At 73.0% G+C, this 17,707-nt stretch carries 17 protein-coding genes; 8 read left to right on the forward strand and 9 right to left on the reverse strand.

Annotated features, from left to right (window positions below; translation table 11 throughout):
- Window positions 1-95 precede the first annotated feature (95 nt).
- Window positions 96-305: a hypothetical protein gene (locus tag ABZ914_RS27400; RefSeq protein ID WP_500196722.1), complete on the reverse strand. Its 210-nt coding sequence runs from the start codon at window positions 303-305 to the stop codon at window positions 96-98.
- 562 nt (window positions 306-867) lie between these two features.
- On the opposite strand from ABZ914_RS27400, the gene ABZ914_RS27405 reads away from it, so the two are divergent.
- Window positions 868-1,575: a hypothetical protein gene (locus tag ABZ914_RS27405; protein ID WP_500196723.1), complete on the forward strand. Its 708-nt coding sequence runs from the start codon at window positions 868-870 to the stop codon at window positions 1,573-1,575.
- A gap of 62 nt (window positions 1,576-1,637) precedes the next feature.
- On the opposite strand, the gene ABZ914_RS27410 is transcribed toward ABZ914_RS27405, so the two are convergent.
- Window positions 1,638-2,264, reverse strand: a complete 627-nt coding sequence (locus ABZ914_RS27410; protein WP_500196724.1) for a TetR/AcrR family transcriptional regulator — start codon at window positions 2,262-2,264, stop codon at window positions 1,638-1,640.
- A 362-nt stretch (window positions 2,265-2,626) separates the two neighbouring features.
- On the opposite strand from ABZ914_RS27410, the gene ABZ914_RS27415 reads away from it, so the two are divergent.
- Window positions 2,627-4,498 carry a hypothetical protein gene (locus ABZ914_RS27415; protein WP_500196725.1) on the forward strand — a complete coding sequence of 624 codons (1,872 nt, stop codon included), beginning with the start codon at window positions 2,627-2,629 and terminating at the stop codon, window positions 4,496-4,498.
- A gap of 381 nt (window positions 4,499-4,879) precedes the next feature.
- Here the strand turns inward: ABZ914_RS27415 and ABZ914_RS27420 are convergent, their stop codons facing one another.
- Window positions 4,880-5,767 carry an SDR family oxidoreductase gene (locus ABZ914_RS27420; RefSeq protein WP_500196726.1) on the reverse strand — a complete coding sequence of 296 codons (888 nt, stop codon included), beginning with the start codon at window positions 5,765-5,767 and terminating at the stop codon, window positions 4,880-4,882.
- A gap of 99 nt (window positions 5,768-5,866) precedes the next feature.
- On the opposite strand from ABZ914_RS27420, the gene ABZ914_RS27425 reads away from it, so the two are divergent.
- Both ABZ914_RS27425 and ABZ914_RS27430 read left to right on the forward strand, forming a co-directional pair.
- Window positions 5,867-6,427: a TetR/AcrR family transcriptional regulator gene (locus tag ABZ914_RS27425; RefSeq protein WP_500196727.1), complete on the forward strand. Its 561-nt coding sequence runs from the start codon at window positions 5,867-5,869 to the stop codon at window positions 6,425-6,427.
- Between the two features lie 110 nt (window positions 6,428-6,537).
- Window positions 6,538-6,876, forward strand: a complete 339-nt coding sequence (locus tag ABZ914_RS27430) for an acyl-CoA dehydrogenase family protein (protein ID WP_500196728.1) — start codon at window positions 6,538-6,540, stop codon at window positions 6,874-6,876.
- Window positions 6,877-7,056: 180 nt separating this feature from the next.
- On the opposite strand, the gene ABZ914_RS27435 is transcribed toward ABZ914_RS27430, so the two are convergent.
- Window positions 7,057-8,133: a hypothetical protein gene (locus tag ABZ914_RS27435; RefSeq protein ID WP_500196729.1), complete on the reverse strand. Its 1,077-nt coding sequence runs from the start codon at window positions 8,131-8,133 to the stop codon at window positions 7,057-7,059.
- A 163-nt stretch (window positions 8,134-8,296) separates the two neighbouring features.
- Window positions 8,297-9,955 (reverse strand): acyl-CoA dehydrogenase family protein, encoded by a 1,659-nt coding sequence (locus tag ABZ914_RS27440; RefSeq protein WP_500196730.1) that lies wholly within the window; start codon window positions 9,953-9,955, stop codon window positions 8,297-8,299.
- A 155-nt stretch (window positions 9,956-10,110) separates the two neighbouring features.
- On the opposite strand from ABZ914_RS27440, the gene ABZ914_RS27445 reads away from it, so the two are divergent.
- Window positions 10,111-10,833: a DUF1707 SHOCT-like domain-containing protein gene (locus ABZ914_RS27445; RefSeq protein ID WP_500196731.1), complete on the forward strand. Its 723-nt coding sequence runs from the start codon at window positions 10,111-10,113 to the stop codon at window positions 10,831-10,833.
- Between the two features lie 31 nt (window positions 10,834-10,864).
- Here ABZ914_RS27445 and ABZ914_RS27450 read toward each other — a convergent pair whose 3' ends face one another.
- The 4 genes from ABZ914_RS27450 to ABZ914_RS27465 all read right to left on the reverse strand — a co-directional run bounded on the left by ABZ914_RS27450 (window position 10,865) and on the right by ABZ914_RS27465 (window position 13,751).
- A complete protein-coding gene (locus ABZ914_RS27450; RefSeq protein ID WP_500196732.1) occupies window positions 10,865-11,848 on the reverse strand; it encodes an ornithine cyclodeaminase family protein in 984 nt (327 codons plus the stop codon).
- Window positions 11,849-11,894: 46 nt separating this feature from the next.
- The gene (locus ABZ914_RS27455) at window positions 11,895-12,170 is read right to left on the reverse strand and encodes a hypothetical protein (protein WP_500196733.1); all 276 of its coding nucleotides are present in this window, start codon (window positions 12,168-12,170) and stop codon (window positions 11,895-11,897) included.
- A 64-nt stretch (window positions 12,171-12,234) separates the two neighbouring features.
- Window positions 12,235-12,942 carry a dipeptidase PepE gene (pepE, locus tag ABZ914_RS27460; RefSeq protein ID WP_500196734.1) on the reverse strand — a complete coding sequence of 236 codons (708 nt, stop codon included), beginning with the start codon at window positions 12,940-12,942 and terminating at the stop codon, window positions 12,235-12,237.
- Window positions 12,943-12,953: 11 nt separating this feature from the next.
- Complete coding sequence (locus ABZ914_RS27465; protein WP_500196735.1) at window positions 12,954-13,751, reverse strand: IclR family transcriptional regulator; 798 nt, start codon at window positions 13,749-13,751, stop codon at window positions 12,954-12,956.
- 104 nt (window positions 13,752-13,855) lie between these two features.
- Between ABZ914_RS27465 and ABZ914_RS27470 the strand changes: the two genes are divergently transcribed.
- Genes ABZ914_RS27470 through ABZ914_RS27480 form a run of 3 tightly spaced genes read left to right on the forward strand, consistent with a single transcriptional unit; the run spans window position 13,856 to window position 17,479 of the window.
- Window positions 13,856-14,806, forward strand: coding sequence for a DUF1177 domain-containing protein (locus tag ABZ914_RS27470; protein WP_500196736.1), 951 nt, complete (start codon window positions 13,856-13,858; stop codon window positions 14,804-14,806).
- Window positions 14,803-16,146, forward strand: a complete 1,344-nt coding sequence (locus tag ABZ914_RS27475; protein ID WP_500196737.1) for a cytosine permease — start codon at window positions 14,803-14,805, stop codon at window positions 16,144-16,146. Before ABZ914_RS27470 ends, ABZ914_RS27475 begins: the two co-directional genes overlap by 4 nt.
- A gap of 31 nt (window positions 16,147-16,177) precedes the next feature.
- Entirely contained in the window at window positions 16,178-17,479 is a 1,302-nt protein-coding gene (locus tag ABZ914_RS27480) for a M20/M25/M40 family metallo-hydrolase (RefSeq protein ID WP_500196738.1), read from the forward strand.
- Window positions 17,480-17,707 lie beyond the last annotated feature (228 nt).

A 17,707-nucleotide genomic window follows, 5' to 3' on the forward strand; every position in this document is an offset into this window, starting at 1 on the left:
AGGGCCGCGATTGGCGCCACTTGCGGGCCCGGCCGCCAGAGGGGCGTCCGCCGCCGCCTCCGCGGGCGACGGCGCCCTCCGGCCGGCGGCGCGTCCTAGTCCCCGTCGGGCAGCCGGACGACGGCGGCCGCGCAGATCGCGAACCCGGCCGGCATCGTCACGCTCGCCACGTCGTCCACGGCGGGCGAGCCGGCGATGTGCGACGCCAGGTGGATCAGCGGAGTGATCCCGACGAGCAGCCCCGCGGACCGGGGGACGGCGCGGGACCGCCACAGCGCGGCGTCCAGCGGCAGGAGCCCGACCACTCCCGCCGGCCATCCCGCGCCGGCGATCCAGCCGCCGGCCGCGGCGCGCCCCGCCGGGCCAGCCGAGCGACGGCGAGCATGGCCGGCACGACCAGCAGGGTCAGCACGTCCAGCGCGAGCACCAGCGTGCCGGCGGCCCCGGACCGCGCGAGTGTCCTGATGTCCATGACCTGCTCCTTTCGCAGTGGACGGTCACTCGAAGAGTGGACGAACCGGGGCTCGTACCGGCCGCCGGTCGGGGGTGGTTCTACTGATCGCCATGGGCGCGGCGCTCGCCACCATGCCCGGCGGGGCGTCAACGGGCGTGCCCGGCGCCGGCCGGACCCGGCGTCCGAGGCGGCCGGTTCCGGATCGGACCTGCCGCCCGGAACTAACTAAGACAGGGCTGTACGAGTTATGCTAGCCTGCAAATTCAAACACGGCTGTTCGAGTTGTGGTGGAGGCGAGAGGAGCGGCCGTAGCGGATCCCTCGCCGCTGGAGGTCTCGACGGACCGGGGTCGGCGAGCCCGACGGTCGGCGCGACCTCGATCCGACCGGCACAGCAAGAGGGGAAGAAAGTCCATGAGCACCTACCCGGCGCAGAACGCCCCGACCATTCCCAGACCGGACGTCGGGACCGACACGCGTTTCCTGCGGTCCGTGGCGAAGGTGACCGGACTCATCGGCGGGCCGTTCTTCCTGCTCACCGTCATCCTGCATCCGGCCCGCGACGGGCACGACATCGCGTCGGACGCCGACTGGTACATCTTCACGCACACGCTGGAGGCCATCGCCCTGCTGATCCTGGCGGTGTGCCTCGCCGGCGTCCTGGCTCTCGGCACGCGCCGGCTCACCAGTGGCGGGCTTCTCGCGGTCCTGACCGCGCTGGTCGGCACCATGCTGTGGTTCGGGCTGATCGTCTTCGACGGCAGCCACAACCCGGCGACGGCGATGTACGCGCCCGAGCGCGTGCACACCTCCGCGGACATCGACTTCGAGAGCGGCACCATCGTGCTGGCCGCCAACGTCCTGTTCCCCCTGGGGTACCTCCTGCTCGCCCTGCTGCTCCGCCGCAACGGCCGGGGCTGGACCGGGCTGCTGCTCGGCTTCGGCGGCATCGTGTACGCGCTCGGCGGCACGGTGTCGCTGATGGGCCTCGGGCCGCATTCGTCGTTCACGTCGGTCATCGAGATCGCCGGCGCCGCGCCGTTCGCGCTCGGATACGTCCTGCTCGGCCGCACCGGCGGCCAGATCCATCGGCCCGCCGCGGACGAGGCCGTCCGAGCGTGACCGCCTTGGCCGCGGGGCTCGGAGCCCTTCCCGATCCTCGCGTCGACGGCGCCCGAAGGCGTTCAGTCGTGAGGCGCGGGGACCGCCGCCCCGGGCGCGGTGAAGGCCGCGAGCAGCGTGGTGGTGATGAGGCCGGCGACCTGGTCGGCCTTCACCCGCCCGGCGGCGGCGTCCTCGGCCCCGGCGTGAACGAGGCTGAAGACGGTGGTGACCATCCACCGCATCGGCAGGTCCGTGCGGAAGGCGCCCGTGGACCGTCCTCGTTGGATGACGGACCGGATGCGACGCAGGACGCGGTCGTGCACGCCGCGGATGCGCTCCGCGGGAAGCTCGCGCTGCGCGGCCAGCAGGATGTTGCCGAACTGATCCACGATCTGCCACGAGGCGGCCACCAGACGGGTGAACGCCTCGACCGGATCGCCGGCGGTGTCGGTCGCGTCGAGAACCTCGTCGGCATGCCGGACCGTGCGCACCAGAGCCGCGTCGATCAGCTCGCCGCGGGTCTTGAAGTGGCCGTAGAGCGTGACACGCCCGACGCCCGCGCTCGCGGCGATGTCGACGACGCTCGCGTCGGGATCGCGGGCGAGGCATGCGACGGCGGCGTCGAGGATCGCCTCGGCGTTGCGGCGGGCGTCCGCGCGCCGCGCTCGCGGAGCCTCGGTGCCGGTGCTGTCCGACGCCCTCGCCACAGTCGCCTCCTCCAACGCCGGCGCCGATGCCGATGATCCTGAACGGGCGATACGACATCCAGCTCGCACACCTGTGTTCAGGTTACCGTGGGCGGCCGCCCCGGAATGGTCGCGCAGCAGTGCGGCGAGCCCGTCGATGTCCGTGGCCGCACTGGCGTAGGCCCGGAACGTCGACCGCCCCCCCGGAGGTCTCCCGCCGGCGCGGTAACTCATCACTGCAGCCGGTCGGCATACCCGGCCCGCGCCCGAACCAGCGCGACCTCGGCCTTCGGCGGGGTTTCGGTCGTCCCTGTGCTGGCGAGGGACGGTGAAGTGACCTAGCGTCGTAAGGGCCGCAGGGTCGTCGTAGGCCGAGGAGATCCATGTATCCGTCGTCGCCCGTACATGACCTGGCCGTCGAGGTGGAGCAGGTGCGGCGGCGGGCGCGGGGACCGCGCACGCACGTGGCGCGGATGGAGCGGCTGCGGACGGCGAAGGGCCTGCTCGACCGGGTCATCACCGCGCAAGGGCAGAAGAGCGACCCAGCCGCGCTGGGGGCTTTCGCGGCCGACTGGATCGAACTGTGCCCCATCACGTCGGCGGAGCTGGCGGGCGTGACGCCGAGCGAGCGCGAGGCGGCGGAGCTGACCCTGCTGTGGTCGGAGCTGTACGCCCGATACCTCGGGCTGGTGGTCAAGTATGCGCCGTCCACGCAGCGGCCGCGGATCCTGCGCGGCATCAGGCGGTGCGCGGTCACCGTCGGCCCCGACGCGCTGGGCGTCGTGCGGGTGCGCGCGCTCACCGACACCGACGAGTTCCAGAGCAGGCCGCTGAACTCGCTGCGGCGAAGGGCCGTCCACGCCCTCACCGAAGGCGGGAGCACGCAGGGCAAGCTGTTCAAGGCGGCGCTGCCGGCGCTGGAGCCCAGGTCCGACCCGGTCGAAACGCTGGCGGTGAGCGGCTACACGGCCGTGCTCGACTTCGTCCCCGAGGACGAGCAGCGGGACGTGCTGAACGACATGCTCCGGCTGTGCTACGCCGCCTTCGACGACGACCCCACCTGGTCGCCGGCCGGCTGGACCTGGCAGGTCACCGTCGCCTGCGCCGGCGGCCCGGTCCACTACGAGATCTCGGTCGACGGCGATCGGGTGGTCCGCGCCGAACGGCTCGGAGCATCGACCGACCGCAACCCGGCCCGGTTCGTCTCCGCGCGGGGAGCGGACGCGATGAAGGCCGAGCTGATCACCGCCTACGGGCTCACCGGGATCGAGGGGCAGGGGGACGCCGAGTGGCGGCCCGCCGAGATCGCGCTGACGGCGGGCGCGCTGTCGCGGCTCCCGGCGCACGGCCGCAGCCGGCTCGCGGGGACGGCGCTGATCCGCGGTGCGGTGCCGCCGAGGCCGGTCGGCGCCTCGCTACTGCACGTGGGGGCCTATCACGCCGGGCTCAGCAGGACGTACGACCCGGCCCAGGAGCGCCCTCTGCCCGACCCGCCGCACCTGCACGTCTACCAGCCGATCTTCGACCACCAGGGGCTCAGCTGCTGCGGCGCGCCGGGCGACGCCGGGCCGGTCTGCGAGTTCGAGGTGCTGCACGAGATGGGGCACGCGATCGGGCAGCTGCCCCCGCACCTGGCCAGGCGGTCGTGGGAGGCCGGCCGCGCCACGGCCTACCGCGACGCCTCCGCCCTCGCGCGGAAGCTGAAGGACGTCTACACCTCGAAGCTCTCCTACCGGAGGCCGTTGAGGCCATGGACGGAGGCGATCCAGGTCTACCCCTCCGCCGAGCAGGCGTATGCCCGCGCCGTCGAGGTCTTGTGCGTCGCGCTGGAGACCTGCGACACCGGCGGGATCGTCACCGCGAAGCAGGGGCTCGCGACGGCGCAGACGGCCATGCGGCAGACCATGGGCGAGCTCATGACGGCGGCGACGGCGGTGACCGGCAGCGACGCCCTCCCCGAGTGCGCGCAGGCCGGAACGCTCACCGAGGCGCTCACCAACGCGCTCACCGGCCCCGTCCTCGACATCCTCAGGAAGTCGAGGCTGGCCCGGGACTTCGGCGACATGGCCCGCCGGTTCGGCTTCACGCCCATCACCCGCTATGCCGAGCGGTCCGACGCGGAACTGATCGCCGAGACCTACGCCCTCTTCTGCACCGACCCCCACCGCCTGTGGGAGTGGAATTGGAAGGTCTGCCGCTGGTTCGAGGACCACTGCCCCGACCCGACCGACTACGACCCGGTCGCCTTCCCCTGAGCCACGGAGTCGCGGTTCGCCTCGCAGCGCGGTCGGCGCTGCGCCGCCTGCCGCACCCGGCAGCGGGACCTGCATGGTGTCGGTGGACGGCGCGATCACGCTGAGCTCGCGCCGGCTCGCTCCCCGCAGGCGCGGGGATCGTCCGCAGCACAAGCGGCGCAGGTGCGATACCTCCTCGACCGCGCCTCGGTGGCCACCGCCGGGCGTTACTTCCGGGCCGGTCAAGCCAGGTCGCCGAGCTCGTCGGGGCCGTCTTCGACCGCTAACGGCAACAAGGCCCCTGGTTGTCCAGGGGTCCCCGTTCAGGTCTGCCGCCAGCCGTCCATGCAGCTCGGGCGCGGGTCGTGGTCTTCGGACCCGCAGCCCCAGGCTCCTGCTCGTTCAGCGCGTCGCGGCGAGCAGGCCTGCGCGTAGCGCGGCGGTGTTGTCGGCCAGGAACCGGGCGAACGTGCGGGGTTCGCGGCCGGTCAGTTCGCGCACTGTGGTCGTGGTGGCCGCCAGGGAACCCGTCGCCACCTCGCGGCACAGTTCGGCGAGGTCGTCGGCGAACCCGGCGGGTAGGCCCTGGGCTCGCAGCGACGCGGCCAGTTCGTCCGGCGACAGCTCGACATGCGCGACGGAACGGCCCAGGACGGTGGAGATCTCGCGGGCGACGTCGGCGTGGGTGAGGCTCTGGGGGCCGGTGAGCACATAGGTCTCGCCGAGGCCCGCCGTCCCGGTCAGGAGCGTGGCCGCGCAGGCGGCGATGTCCTGGCAGTCGACGTAGGACACGCCGGCGTCGCCGTACGCGCCGACGAGCCCGCCCTCGGCGGTGAAGGTGCCCGCTCCGGTGACGAAGTTCTGCATGAACCCGCTCGGCTGCAGGATCGTCCAACCCAGCCCGGACGCCTTGAGGTACTGCTCGATCTCCCAGTGCGCGCCTTCGGCCAGCCGCCCGCCCCGGTGAGCGTGCCAGACCGAGACCTTCACCACCCGGGTCACCCCGGCGACGCGAGCGGCGTCGATGGCCGCCCGTTGCTGGCGGATCATCGGCTGCTCGCCGTCGGCCACCGGCTGAGCGCCGGCGGTGTTGAGGAACAGCCGGTCCACCCCCTTCATGGCGGTGGCGAGCGAGCCGGGGTCGTCGAAACTGCCCACGACGTAATCGCAGCCGAGGGCCTGTCCCTTGGCAGGGTCTCGGACCAGCGCCCGGAAGGGGACGCCGCGGTCGAGCAGCAACCGGACGAGGTGAGTGCCGATGGAGCCGGTGGCTCCGGTGACCAGAATCATGAGCGTCCTTCCACGTGCGCGCCGAATGCGCGGCCCTTAAACTGAGGCAGCCTCGGAAACTTATATCGAGGGGGCCTCGAATTACAAGGAGGAGGACGCATGAGCACCACCCGCCGGCCGCGGGCCGATGCCCGGCGCAACTACGAGCGCCTGCTGGCCGAGGCCGACTCCGCCTTCGCCGAGCGCGGGGTCGGTGCCAGTCTGGAGAGCATCGCGCGCGGCGCGGGCGTGGCCATCGGCACGCTCTACGGCCACTTCCCGACCCGCCGCGCACTGGTCGGCGCGCTGCTGCGGGAACGCAATGAAGCCCTGTTCGAGCTCGGCGACCGGCTCGTCGCCGAGAACAACCCTGATGCCCTGGCGACGTGGGTGCGGGCCGTCACCGAGCACGCCGCCACCTACAGCGGCCTGGCCTCGCTGCTGGCCGGCGGGCTGGACGACGAGGCATCGGAGCTGCACGACTCCTGCCTGCGAATGGCGGGTATCGGCGACCGCCTCGTCGCCCTGGCCCGCGCGTCGGGCACCGTCCGTCCCGACGCGACCGGCGCGGACATCACGGCGCTGACCACCGCCGCCGCGGCACTTCGCGAAGACCTGTCGGCCGCCGCGGCCGACCGCCTCATCACCCTCGCTCTGGACGGCCTCGCCAGCGCTCCATGAACGCGGCCGGACGGTGACACGGCACCGGCGGCGGCGGCCGTGCGGTGTCCAGCACATCGATCCGGAGCGCACGGCGCCGGCCGCTCAGCGTCGCCGGCGCATGGCCGGCGGTGCTGACCAGGACGCGCGCATGGGAACAGGACGGATCGCGCCCCACCCGCTTCGAGCTCGCCGAGTGCGCCGCTCTCACCAGGGTCGGCCGGGTCTTCCTCGACGACTGCGTCCAGCGGCACCTGGCCGGCCGGCTCGACGGCGCCACGGCCGCGATGGCCAAGTACTGGCTCACCGACATGCAATGCCAGGTCATCGACCGCTGCCTGCAGCTGTTCGGCGGCTACGGCTACATGCGCGACTACCCGATCGCCCGCATGTACGCCGATGCGCGGGCGCAACGGATCTACGGCGGCGCCAACGAGCTCATGAAGGAGCTGATCGCGAGATCCCTGTGACCGCCCTGCACGCGCGTCCCACCGTCCTAGGAGACGGACGTTGGCGATCGCCGCCGCGGAGGCGACGTATTCCGCGAGGACGGTCGAGGCGACCGAGTTGATCTCGGGCATGACGGCGGGGCGTCGCGTCGTGTGAACGGAGGGTGCTGCGTCGGTGATAAGAGGCCGGTCGCTTGAGGGTTAGGTGAGACGGTCGCGTTTGGCGTTGGCTTCCGCTCGTACTTCGTCGACAAAGTCGTCGTCTTCTGGGGCGTCTTCCTGGTAGATGAGCCAGCAGCCGCGGATGCCGTCGAGGATGTCCTCCAAGAGGTCGTGCGCGGGGCGTTTGGGGTCCAGGGGGGTGGTGCGCAGCTCTTTGAGCAGTGCTAGGCGCAGGCCTGGGTCCTGATGCTGCTGGGCGAGCATCTCGACTTGGGTGATGTTCTCGAGGAGTTCGCTGAGATCGGGGATTTTGCCTTCGGCGACGGTCATGGCGCCGCGGATCAGGGTGGTGACCGTCTCGTACGGGCTGAGGCCGAGTTCGAGGTGTTCGAGCACGATGGTCGGGGTCTCGTGTGCGAGGGCCTCGATATTGTCGGCTTCCTGAACGATCTCCGTGGTCGCGTAGCCGGTTGCCTCGGTGGTGACGTCGGCGGCGGCTTGAAGCCAGTGCGCCGCTGCTATGGCTGCGGCCGCGGGCTCGATCTCGGTGAACAGGCTCGGGTTGCCGAACGGGTTCGCGTGGAGAATCTTGTCGGCGGCTTGGACCTGGGCGGGTGAGGCGTCGGCGCGAGTGAGAGCCAGGGCTTGGCGAGCGCGACCGGTGAGATCGCCTAGTTCGGCCTGTTCGATGGCGTCCAGTTCGGCACGCACTTCGGCCATGACCCGCGTGCTCAGGTCGGCGTTGTTGATGTCGTGCAGGACGCGGCCGACGCGGTGGGCGCTCTCCTCGACCGGGTTGTACGACACGTCCAGCATGCCGTCGGAGGGCAGGTTCGGCTGGGCGAGCGCCTTCTCCACGGTCGTGAACGCCTTCCGGTGCTGCGCGCGTCGCCAGCCCTCGGTGTTGACCTCTTGCTCGTCTGCGGCGGAGGCGGGGTGGGTGTAGGTGCGCCAAACCTGGGCCGACAACCGGGTCATGGCCTGAGCGAGGTGCCCGATCGCGTCGCCTGAAATATCGCGGGCGAGCTCGGCCAAGGTGGAGGCGGTGCAACCCGAGCCGGTTTCCCGTACCGCGACGATTGCATGACGGTCCTCGTCGAAGGCGTAAGAGGTCATAGCTGCCCTTCCCTAGTGGCATCTACGGTGCCATCGAACGGGCTTAGGCGTGCAGCGAACGATGCCTCCGGTTGGCGCAGGCCGCTCTCGGCAGGGCAGGAGGCCGGCGACGTGCGGCAGGCTGCGCTGGGGCGTCTCCGAACGGGGATTTCTGAGTGCGGGCTCAGCCGAGTTTCGGGGTGGCGCGGTCGATGATGGGGGCCAGGTCGAGGCCGGGCGGGAGAGTGCCGAAGGCGGCGCCCCAGTCGCCCGACAGGCGGGTGGCGCAGAAGGCGTCGGCTACGGCCGGGTGACCGTGCCTAACCAGCAGCGATGCTTGGAGGATGAGTGCGAGGCGCTCGGCGACGCGGCGGGCGCGGTACTCGATCGTGGCGGTGTCGGCGAAGGCGTCCTTGGCGTCCTGGACGGCGGCGTCGAGGCGCGGGTCGGCGCCGCGGGCGAGCTCGACCTCACCGAAGAACGCCTCCAGCGTCTGCGGCTCGCGTAGCGTCGCACGCAGGAGATCGAGCGCGGCGACGTTGCCCGAGCCCTCCCAGATCGAGTTCAGCGGCGACTCGCGGAACAGGCGCGGCATCCCCGACTCCTCGACGTAGCCGTTGCCGCCGAGGCATTCGAGGGCCTCGGCGGCGTGCGCCGGCCACCGCTTGCAGACCCAGTACTTGCTGACCGCCAGGCCGAGCCGCTTGAACGCCGCCTCGGACGCGTCGCCGCGCACCGAGCGGTCCGTCGCGCCGGCGAGCCGCGTCATCAGGACCGTGGCGGCCTCCGACTCGACCGCGAGGTCGGCGAGGACGTTGCGCATCAGCGGCTGGTCGACGAGGTACGCGCCGAACGCCTTGCGGTGCGCGGCGTGGTGCACCGCGGTCGTGACGCCCTGCCGCATGCCGGCGGCCGCGCCGATCACGCAGTCCAGCCGGGTCATGTTGACCATCTCGATGATGGTCCGGACGCCGCGCCCCTCGTCGCCGACCCGCCACGCGACCGCGTTCTCGTACTCGACCTCGGACGAGGCGTTCGACTTGTTGCCGAGCTTGTCCTTCAGCCGCATCAGCCGCAGCGGGTTGAGCGCGCCGTCGGGCAGGACGCGGGGGACGAGGAAGCAGGTCAGGCCCTCCGGCGCCTGGGCCAGGGTGAGGAACACGTCGCACATCGGGGCGCTGGTGAACCACTTGTGGCCGACGAGCCGGTACGTCCCGTCCGGCTGGGGCGTCGCCTGCGTGGTGTTGGCGCGGACGTCCGAGCCGCCCTGCTTCTCCGTCATCGACATGCCCGCGAGCAGCGCGTTCTTGGTGAGCGGGGCGCGCAGGCCGAAGTCGTACTCGGGCTCGGCGAGCAGCGGCTCGTAGCGCGCGGCCAGCTCCGGGGCCTGGCGCAGGGCGGGGACGGCGGCGTACGTCATCGAGATCGGGCAGCCGTGCCCGGCGTCCACCCGCCAGGTGTAGAACTTGGCGGCGCGGGCGACGTGCGCGCCCTCGCGCGGGTCCGCCCAGGCGGAGCCGTGCAGGCCATGGGTCACCGCGACGGTCATCAGCTCGTGCCACGCCGGGTGGAACTCCACCTCGTCGACGCGGTGCCCGTACCGGTCGTGGGTGCGCAGGACGGGCGGGTTCTCGTTGGCGAGGCGGCCCCACTCCTGGGCGCGCTCGGTGCCCGCCAGGAGGCCCAGCTCGTGCACCTCCGGCGCGGCCCAGCCGGCGCCCTCGCGCTCCAGCCCGTCCAGCAGGGCGGGGTCGTCGGCGAGGTCGTGGCCGGCGAGCGGGGGAACCTGGTTGAACACCTCGTGGGTCACTGCGCTGCTCCTGTGCTGCGGAGGCCGGTTCATGGGGGACGTCCCCCGACGCAGGATACAGAACCGCGTTCGGCCGCTCGGACGATCATGCCTCCGCCCCGCCTGCCGGGGCATCCTCCTCAAGTGGTGGGGCGATCTCGTCCGCGCGGCGGATTGTCCATGCGGCGCGGGGGCATAACTTCGGAACCATGAGTCAGTCCAGTCCGCAGCAGGGGCGGCCGCCGTGCCCGAGCCGCCCGCGGCGGCGGCGGGAGGACCTCCACCCCGCGGGGCCGGGGGCCGATCCCGCCGGGACGACCCCCGTTCACGGGGCGGTCCGGGCCTCCGACGCCGAGCGCGAGGCCGTGGTCGAGCGGCTGCGGGTCGCCTCGGTGGAGGGGCGGCTGACCTTCGAGGAGCTGACCGAGCGGACCGAGGCCGCCTACGCGGCCGTCACCCGCGCCGACCTGGAGCACATCACCGCCGACCTGCCCGGCATGGGCGCACCCGGCGCGAACCCGGCGCCGCCGCAGGTGAAGCGGCGGTTCAGCGCCGTCATGGGGGACTGCAAGGAGCGCATCGTCGGGCGCATCGACGGCCCGCTGGAGGCGGTGTCGGTGATGGGCGACGTCGAGCTCGACCTGCGCGGCGCGCAGGTCCCGACCGGCGAGGTGCACATCTCGGCCACCGCCGTGATGGGCGACGTGAAGATCATCGTGCCGGACGGGGTGGCGGTCGAGCTGATGGGCCACGCCTTCCTCGGCGACCGCCGCGTCCAGGTGCGCGAGCCCTGCCCGGGGGAGCGCATCCCCGTCGTCCGGGTCACCGCGAACGCCTTCATGGGCGACGTGAAGATCGTGGACGACGAGCACCACGCGCCGATCCGCCGGGCCGTCGCGTCGTGGTGGCGCGACCGCCGCCCCGACGCCTGACCGGCGACGCCGCGCGCCCCGGGCCGTCCGCTCAGAGGCGCACCTCCGTCCCGGCGCCGCGCCGCCGCGCCTCCCGCAGCACCAGCGCGGTGGCGGCCAAGTCCTGGACGACCACGCCGACCGACTTGTACAGCGTGATCTCCTCCTCCGACGCGCGGCCCGGGCGGGTGCCCTCGATCACCTCGCCCAGCTCGGCCCGCACGTGCGCGGGCGTGATGACGCCGCGCTCCAGCGGCTCGGCCAGGTCGAGGTTCGGTGGGACGGCCGCCAGGGCCGCCGCGCGGGACTCCACGAACAGCGCGGCGTCGGCGATCGTCGCGTCGTCGACCTCCCGGCCGCGCGGGTTGTAGCCGATCGAGGTGACGTGCGTCCCCGGCGCCAGCCACTCCCGCCGGACGACCGGCTCCACCGCGTAGGTGGCCGCGCTGACGATCCCGGCGCCCGCGACGGCCTCCGCGTAGCCCGCGACGGCGCGCACGTCGGCGTCCACGGCGTCCGACAGCTCCTCCGCGAGCGCCACGGCCTTGGCGTGGTCGCGCCCGGCGATGCGGACCTCCCGGACGTCTCGGACACGCGGGACCGCGATCGCGTGCGCCCGCGCCTGGACACCGGTGCCGAGCACCGCGACCACCGAGGCGTCGTCGCGGGCCAGCAGCCGCGCGGACAGCGCCGCGCACGCGGCGGTCCGGACCGCGGTGATGTGGGTGCCGTCGAGCAGCGCGGCGGGCTCCCCGGTGGCCGGGTCGAACGCGACGATCACCGCCTGCCGCACGGGCCGCGCCGTCCCGGCGTTCCCGGGGAACACCGACACGAGCTTGCTCGCCAGCGCGCCCGCCGACGGCGCGTGGCCCGGCATGTCGAGCAGGAGCGCGTCCCGCTCCGGGACGGCCGCGGCCGTCCGTTCGGGGACGTGCGCGCGGCCGGCGCTGAGGTCGGCCATCGCGGGGGCGAGGGAGTCGATGAGCGCGTCGACGTCGAGCAGTTCCTCGACGTCCCGCCGGGAGAGAACGAGCACGGCGGGACCCTAGCGGCCGCCTCGGACAGAACGCCGTCGCCGCGGGTCAGCGGGAGTCGTCGCCGCGCTCGGCCTCGCGGACGCCCTCCTCGTCGGCCGGCAGCGCGTCGGGGTGGCCGGTGCCCACGCCGGGCGTGCCGGTGCCGCTGATCTCGTCCCCCCGGCGGGCGTCCCGCTCCGCGGGGTCCTCGCCCGGCACGCTCGCCGGGACGGAGGCGCCGGGAACGGTGCGGCCGCGGGCGTCCGACCCCTGGTTCACCGGCGCGAAGTCGCGGTCGTGCGTCGTCTCGGGCTCGTGTCCGGAATCCTCACGCTCGTCCATGCGGGGCCGCATACCCCGAGCCGGGCGCGCCGAACGTGACGCGGCGGACGCCCGCGCGGCCGGGTCAGGCGTCGAACGCCGCCGGCGCCGACAGCAGCCAGGACGCGTCCGAGCCGGCGGGCAGCTCGCGGGGCTCCTCGCCCCGCCGGAACAGCCGGGCGTCCAGCTTCCCGCCCAGCGTGGCCGTCCCGTCCGACACCCGCAGCCAGGTGCCCTCCCGCAGCCCCAGCACCGGCACGTCGTTGCACTCCAGGAACTCGGTGAGGCGCTGCTCGCGGGTCTCGCCCATGTGGGTGCTGCCGGGCTGCGGGTCCAGGTAGTGCGGGTTGATCTGGAACGGGACGAAGCCGAGGGCCGCGAAGCTCGGCGGCTGCACGATCGGCATGTCGTTGGTGGTGCGCAGCGTCGGGCAGGCCATGTTCGTGCCCGCGCTCGCCCCCATGTAGGGGAGCCCGCCGGGGACGGCCTCGCGCAGCGCGTCGCGCAGGCCCGTCCGGTACAGGTCCCGCAGCAGGCGGAAGGAGTTGCCGCCGCCGACGAAGACCGCGTCCGCGCCGTCGAGCCCACCGGTGGTGTGCACGCCCCGCACGGTGACGCCCCTGGGTTCGAGCGCCTTGCGGACCGTGTCGGTGTACCCGTCGTGGTCGGCCAGCGCGTACGGGACGAACGCGAGCGTCCCGCCCGCCGGGAGGAACGCGGTCACCGCCTCCATGGCGTGCTCCAGGTAGGAGCGGCCATGGGCGGTGGAGTTGGACAGCAGGAGCAGTTCCACAAGGGGTCCTTTCAGGAGCGCCGGGATCCGGTGAGGAGGCGTTCGACCTGCTCGGCGGCGCGCTGGAGCGCGGGGAGCCGGTCGAGCGGGGCGGCGAAGCGGTCCTCGTGGCCGCCGAGGCTGAGGCTTCCGAAGGGCTCGCCGTGCAGCCGCACGGGGACGGCGAGCGTCGCGACGTGCGCGTCGTACTCGCCGGCGGTGAAGGCGTAGCCGCGCTCGCGCACCTGCCGGAAGCGGGCCTCCAGCTCGCCGACGTCGGTGAGCGTCCGCTCGGTGAACCGGGCCATCGGCCGGTCGCGGAACAGCCTCAGCCGCTCGTCCTCGGCGACGAAGGCGTAGTAGGCCTGGGCGGTGGCGCCCGCGTGCGCCGGGTACAGCTCGTCGACCAGGGGGTAGTAGCGCAGCGGCCCGGCCGCGCCGTCCACGGCCGCGACGCAGCGGATGTGGAAGCCGTCGGGGACCGAGAGCAGCGCGGTGTCGCCGGTGCGCATGCTGAGGTCGGTGAGGACGGGCGTGACGAGCATCCGCAGCGACCCCGACCGCTCCCAGCTGCGGCCGAGGTGCAGGGCCGCGGGGCCGATGCGGTAGCGGCGGGTGTCGGGGTCGGCGACGAGGAACCCGCGGTGGGCGAGGGTCGCGAGGATCCGCTGCGCGGCGGACTTGTCCCAGCCGAACTCCTCGGCGACCTCGGTGACCCCCCAGTCCCCGCGGTTGCGGTCGAATCCGAGCAGGACGAGCAGCGCCCGGTCCGCGGTCTGCAGCAGCCCCTTGGGCGTGCTGCGGTCGGCACCGAAACCCCATCCGGGCACCGTGGCCTCCGTTGCAAATAGCGGGACAAAGTTGCTTATTTCGATAATAGCGCTGCAACCTGGGCATACACCCCGCTCTTCACCCGTTGGCAGAGGTAATGTCCATGCTCAAGCACGTACTCGACGTGATCGACCGGCTCGACGATCCCGCGGCGAGCGGCAAGTCCGTCGCCGAGCTCCTCGACCGGGCGGCCGGGCCGGAGGGCTCCGGGGCCGAGGTCGTCACCGTTCACGGCGACAAGGGCTCCACCGACTTCGTGCGCGTTCGCGTCCCCGGCCGCCGGGGCCGCGCCCGCGGCGGCGACGCGCCCACCCTCGGGATCGTCGGCCGGCTGGGCGGGATCGGCGCCCGCCCCGAGATCCTCGGCTTCACCTCCGACGGCGACGGCGCGGCGGCGGCGCTCGCCGCGGCGGCCAAGCTGCTGGAGATGCGCTCGCGCGGCGACGTGCTGGACGGCGACGTGGTCATCGCCACCCACGTCTGCCCGGACGCCCCCACCCAGCCGCACGACCCGGTGCCGTTCATGGACTCCCCGGTCGACATCGCGACGATGAACGAGCACGAGATCACCCCGGACATGGACGCCGTGCTGTCCATCGACACGACCAAGGGCAACACCTTCATCAACCACCGCGGGCTGGCGCTGTCGCCCACGGTCAGGCAGGGCTACGTGCTGCGCGTCAGCGAGCAGCTCGCGGGCCTCCTCGCGGTCGTGACCGGCGAGCCCGCCGTGACGTTCCCCGTCACCACCCAGGACATCACGCCCTACGGCAACGGCGTCCACCACCTGAACTCGATCCTGCAGCCCGCCACCGCCACGCGGGCGCCGGTCGTCGGCCTCGCCATCACCGCGGCCGCGCCGGTTCCGGGCTGCGCCACCGGCGCCAGCCACGAGACCGACATCGCCGCCGCCGCGCGCTTCGCCGTCGAGGCCGCCAAGGGCTTCGGGACGGGCGCGCTGACCTTCCACGACCAGGCCGAGTACGAGGCGCTCGTCGCCCGCTACGGCTCCCTGGCCCACCTGCAGACCCTCGGGGCGGGAGACGCCGCATGAAGCTCGGCAACGACGACTACGCGCTGAGCCGCGTCCCGCGCTCGCGCCGCTACGGCTTCGGCTCCATGCTGATGCAGTGGCTCGCCCAGTCCGGGTCGCTGTCGCAGTTCGTCCTCGGCGCGACGCTCGGCGTCGGCATGCGGTTCTGGGACGCGTTCTGGGCGTTCACGCTCGGCGCGGTGATCCTGGAGGTCGTCATCTTCGCGATCGGCGCCGCCGGGCAGCGCGAGGGCCTGTCGATGACGATGCTGACCCGCTTCGCCGGTTTCGGACGCAACGGGTCCGCGCTGGTCAGCCTGGTGATCGGGATCAGCCTGGTCGGCTGGTTCGGGGTCCAGAACGGCATCTTCGGCAGCAGCATGAGCCGGCTGGCCGGGGGACCGCCCTGGCTGTGGTGCGTGGTCGCCGGGGTCGTGCTCACCCTGCTGGTGATGTACGGCTTCAAGATCATGATCTGGGTGGCGCGGATCGCGGTGCCGCTGTTCTTCGGGCTCGTCGCCTGGAGCGTCGGCACCGAGCTGTCCCACCACTCGGTGTCGGAGCTGGTGAACGCCGCGCCGACCGGCGCGCACATCTCCATCCCGGCGGCGGCCACGATCATCGCGGGCGGCTACATGACCGGCGCGATCACCGCCCCGGACATGACCCGCTACAACCGCAGGCCCTGGCACGTGCTGCTGCAGAGCTCCTGCTCGATGATCCTCAGCGAGTACGTCGTGGGCATGACGGGCGTCATGCTCGGCCACGCCGCCGGCAGCAGCGACGTCACCGACATCGTGCTCAGCACGTCCGGCGTCGCCGGGCTGATCATCGTCGTGCTGGCCACGATGAAGATCAACGACTGGAACCTCTACGGCTCCTCGCTCGGCGTCGTCAACTTCGCCGGGACGGTCTTCGGGAAGCGGCTGCACCGCGGCGCCGTCACCGTCGTGATCGGCGTGGCGGGCACCGTCCTGTCGGCGGTCGGCTTCCTCGACCACTTCAAGGACTTCCTGTCCCTGCTCGGCGTGGCGATCCCGCCCATCGGCGGCATCATCGTCGCCGAGTACTGGATCGCCCGGCGGCGGCGCGGCGTGCTGGACGCCACCCGCCCGGCCGGGCGGCTGCCCGACCGGGTGCCCACCTGGATCCCCGGGTCGCTGGCCGTGTGGCTCGCGGCGTTCTGCGTCGGCAAGTTCGTGGACTGGGGCATCCCCGCGCTGAACTCGCTGATCACCGCCATGGTGCTGTACGTCGCGCTGGCCTTCGCCGGGCTGATGCGGGCGACCGGCAGCGCCGAGATGGAGACCTCCGCGCCGTCCGCGGCGCCGCCCGCCGAGGCCGAGCCCGCCGTCTCCTGACCGGCGCGGGACCAACGAAAGGGGAGAAGGCGTGGGGAACGCCGAGGACGAGGTCGCCGACCTCTGCCGGGACCTCATCCGGATCGACACCTCCAACCCGACGAGCGACGAGCGCAAGGCCGCCGAGTACGTGGCGGAGAAGCTCGCCGACGTCGGCGTCGAGGCGACGCTGCTGGAGTCCGCGCCGGGGCGGGCCAGCGTCATCGCCCGCATCCCGGGAGCGGATCCGGCACGGGCGTCGGACGCGCTGCTGCTGCACAGCCACCTCGACGTGGTCCCGGCGGACCCGTCGGAGTGGGCGGTGCACCCGTTCTCCGGGGAGATCACCGACGACGGCTACCTGTGGGGCCGCGGCGCGATCGACATGAAGGACACCGTGGCCGTGCATCTGGCGGCCGCGCGGCAGTTCGCGCGGACGGGGGAGCGGCCCGCCCGCGACCTCGTCCTCGCCTTCCTCGCCGACGAGGAGGCGGGCGGCGTGCACGGCAGCCGGTGGCTCGCCGAGGAGCACCGCGACCTGTTCGAGGGCGTCACCGAGGCGATCGGCGAGGGCGGCGGGTTCTCCTACCCGCTGGACGCGACCCGCCGCCTCTACCCGATCGAGAACGCCCAGCGCGGGCAGGCGTGGCTGCGGCTCGTCGCCAGGGGGCGGGCGGGCCACGGCTCCTCGCCCAACGACCGGAACGCCGTGACGGCCCTCGCCGACACGCTCAGCCGCATCGGGCACCACACGTTCCCGGTGCACCTGATCGGCGCGGTGCGCGGCCTGCTGGAGACGGTCGCCGACCTGCGCGGCGTGCCGTTCGACCCCGACGACGTCGAGGGCAGCGTGGACCGCATGGGCGCCGACGTCCGCGACCTGGTCGAGGTGGTGCTGCGCAACTCCGCCAACCCGACCATGATGGAGGCGGGGTACCAGATCAACGTCATCCCGGGCCAGGCCACCGCCGGGGTCGACGGGCGGTTCCTGCCCGGCCAGGAGGAGGCGTTCCTCGCCGAGGTCGACGCGCTGCTCGCGCCCGGGGTGTCCCGCGAGTTCATCCACCGCGACATCGCGATGGAGACCCCCTACGAGGGGCGCCTGGTGGACGCGATGGGCGCGGCCCTGCGCGCCGAGGACCCGGACGGGTACCCCGCCCCGTACTGCAACCCGGGCGGCACCGACGCCAAGGCGTTCTCGCGGCTCGGCATCCGCTGCTACGGCTTCAAGGCCCTGAAGATGCCGCACGACCTGGACTACTCCCGCCTGTTCCACGGCGTGGACGAGCGCGTCCCGGTCGACGGCCTCGCCTTCGGCGTCCGGGTCATGGACCGGCTGCTGAAGTCCTGCTGACCCGCTGAAAGCCCGCTAGGCCCTGCTGGGCCCTGCCCGGTGCCGGGCAGGGCCCAGCAGGGCAGGGCCATGTCGAATGGCGGCGGCGGTCTGCGGCTCGGCGGCCGGTGCCTCAGACCGCGGTGGCGGTCCGGCCGCCGGCCGCGCGGGCGGCGGCCAGGGCCTCGTCGTAGCGGTGGACGACCAGCTCGGCGTCCTCGGCGCGGCGCCTGAGGTCGCCGAGCTGGT

This window comes from Spirillospora sp. NPDC046719 (genome assembly GCF_040645715.1).
Taxonomy (GTDB): Bacteria; Actinomycetota; Actinomycetes; order Streptosporangiales; family Streptosporangiaceae; genus Spirillospora.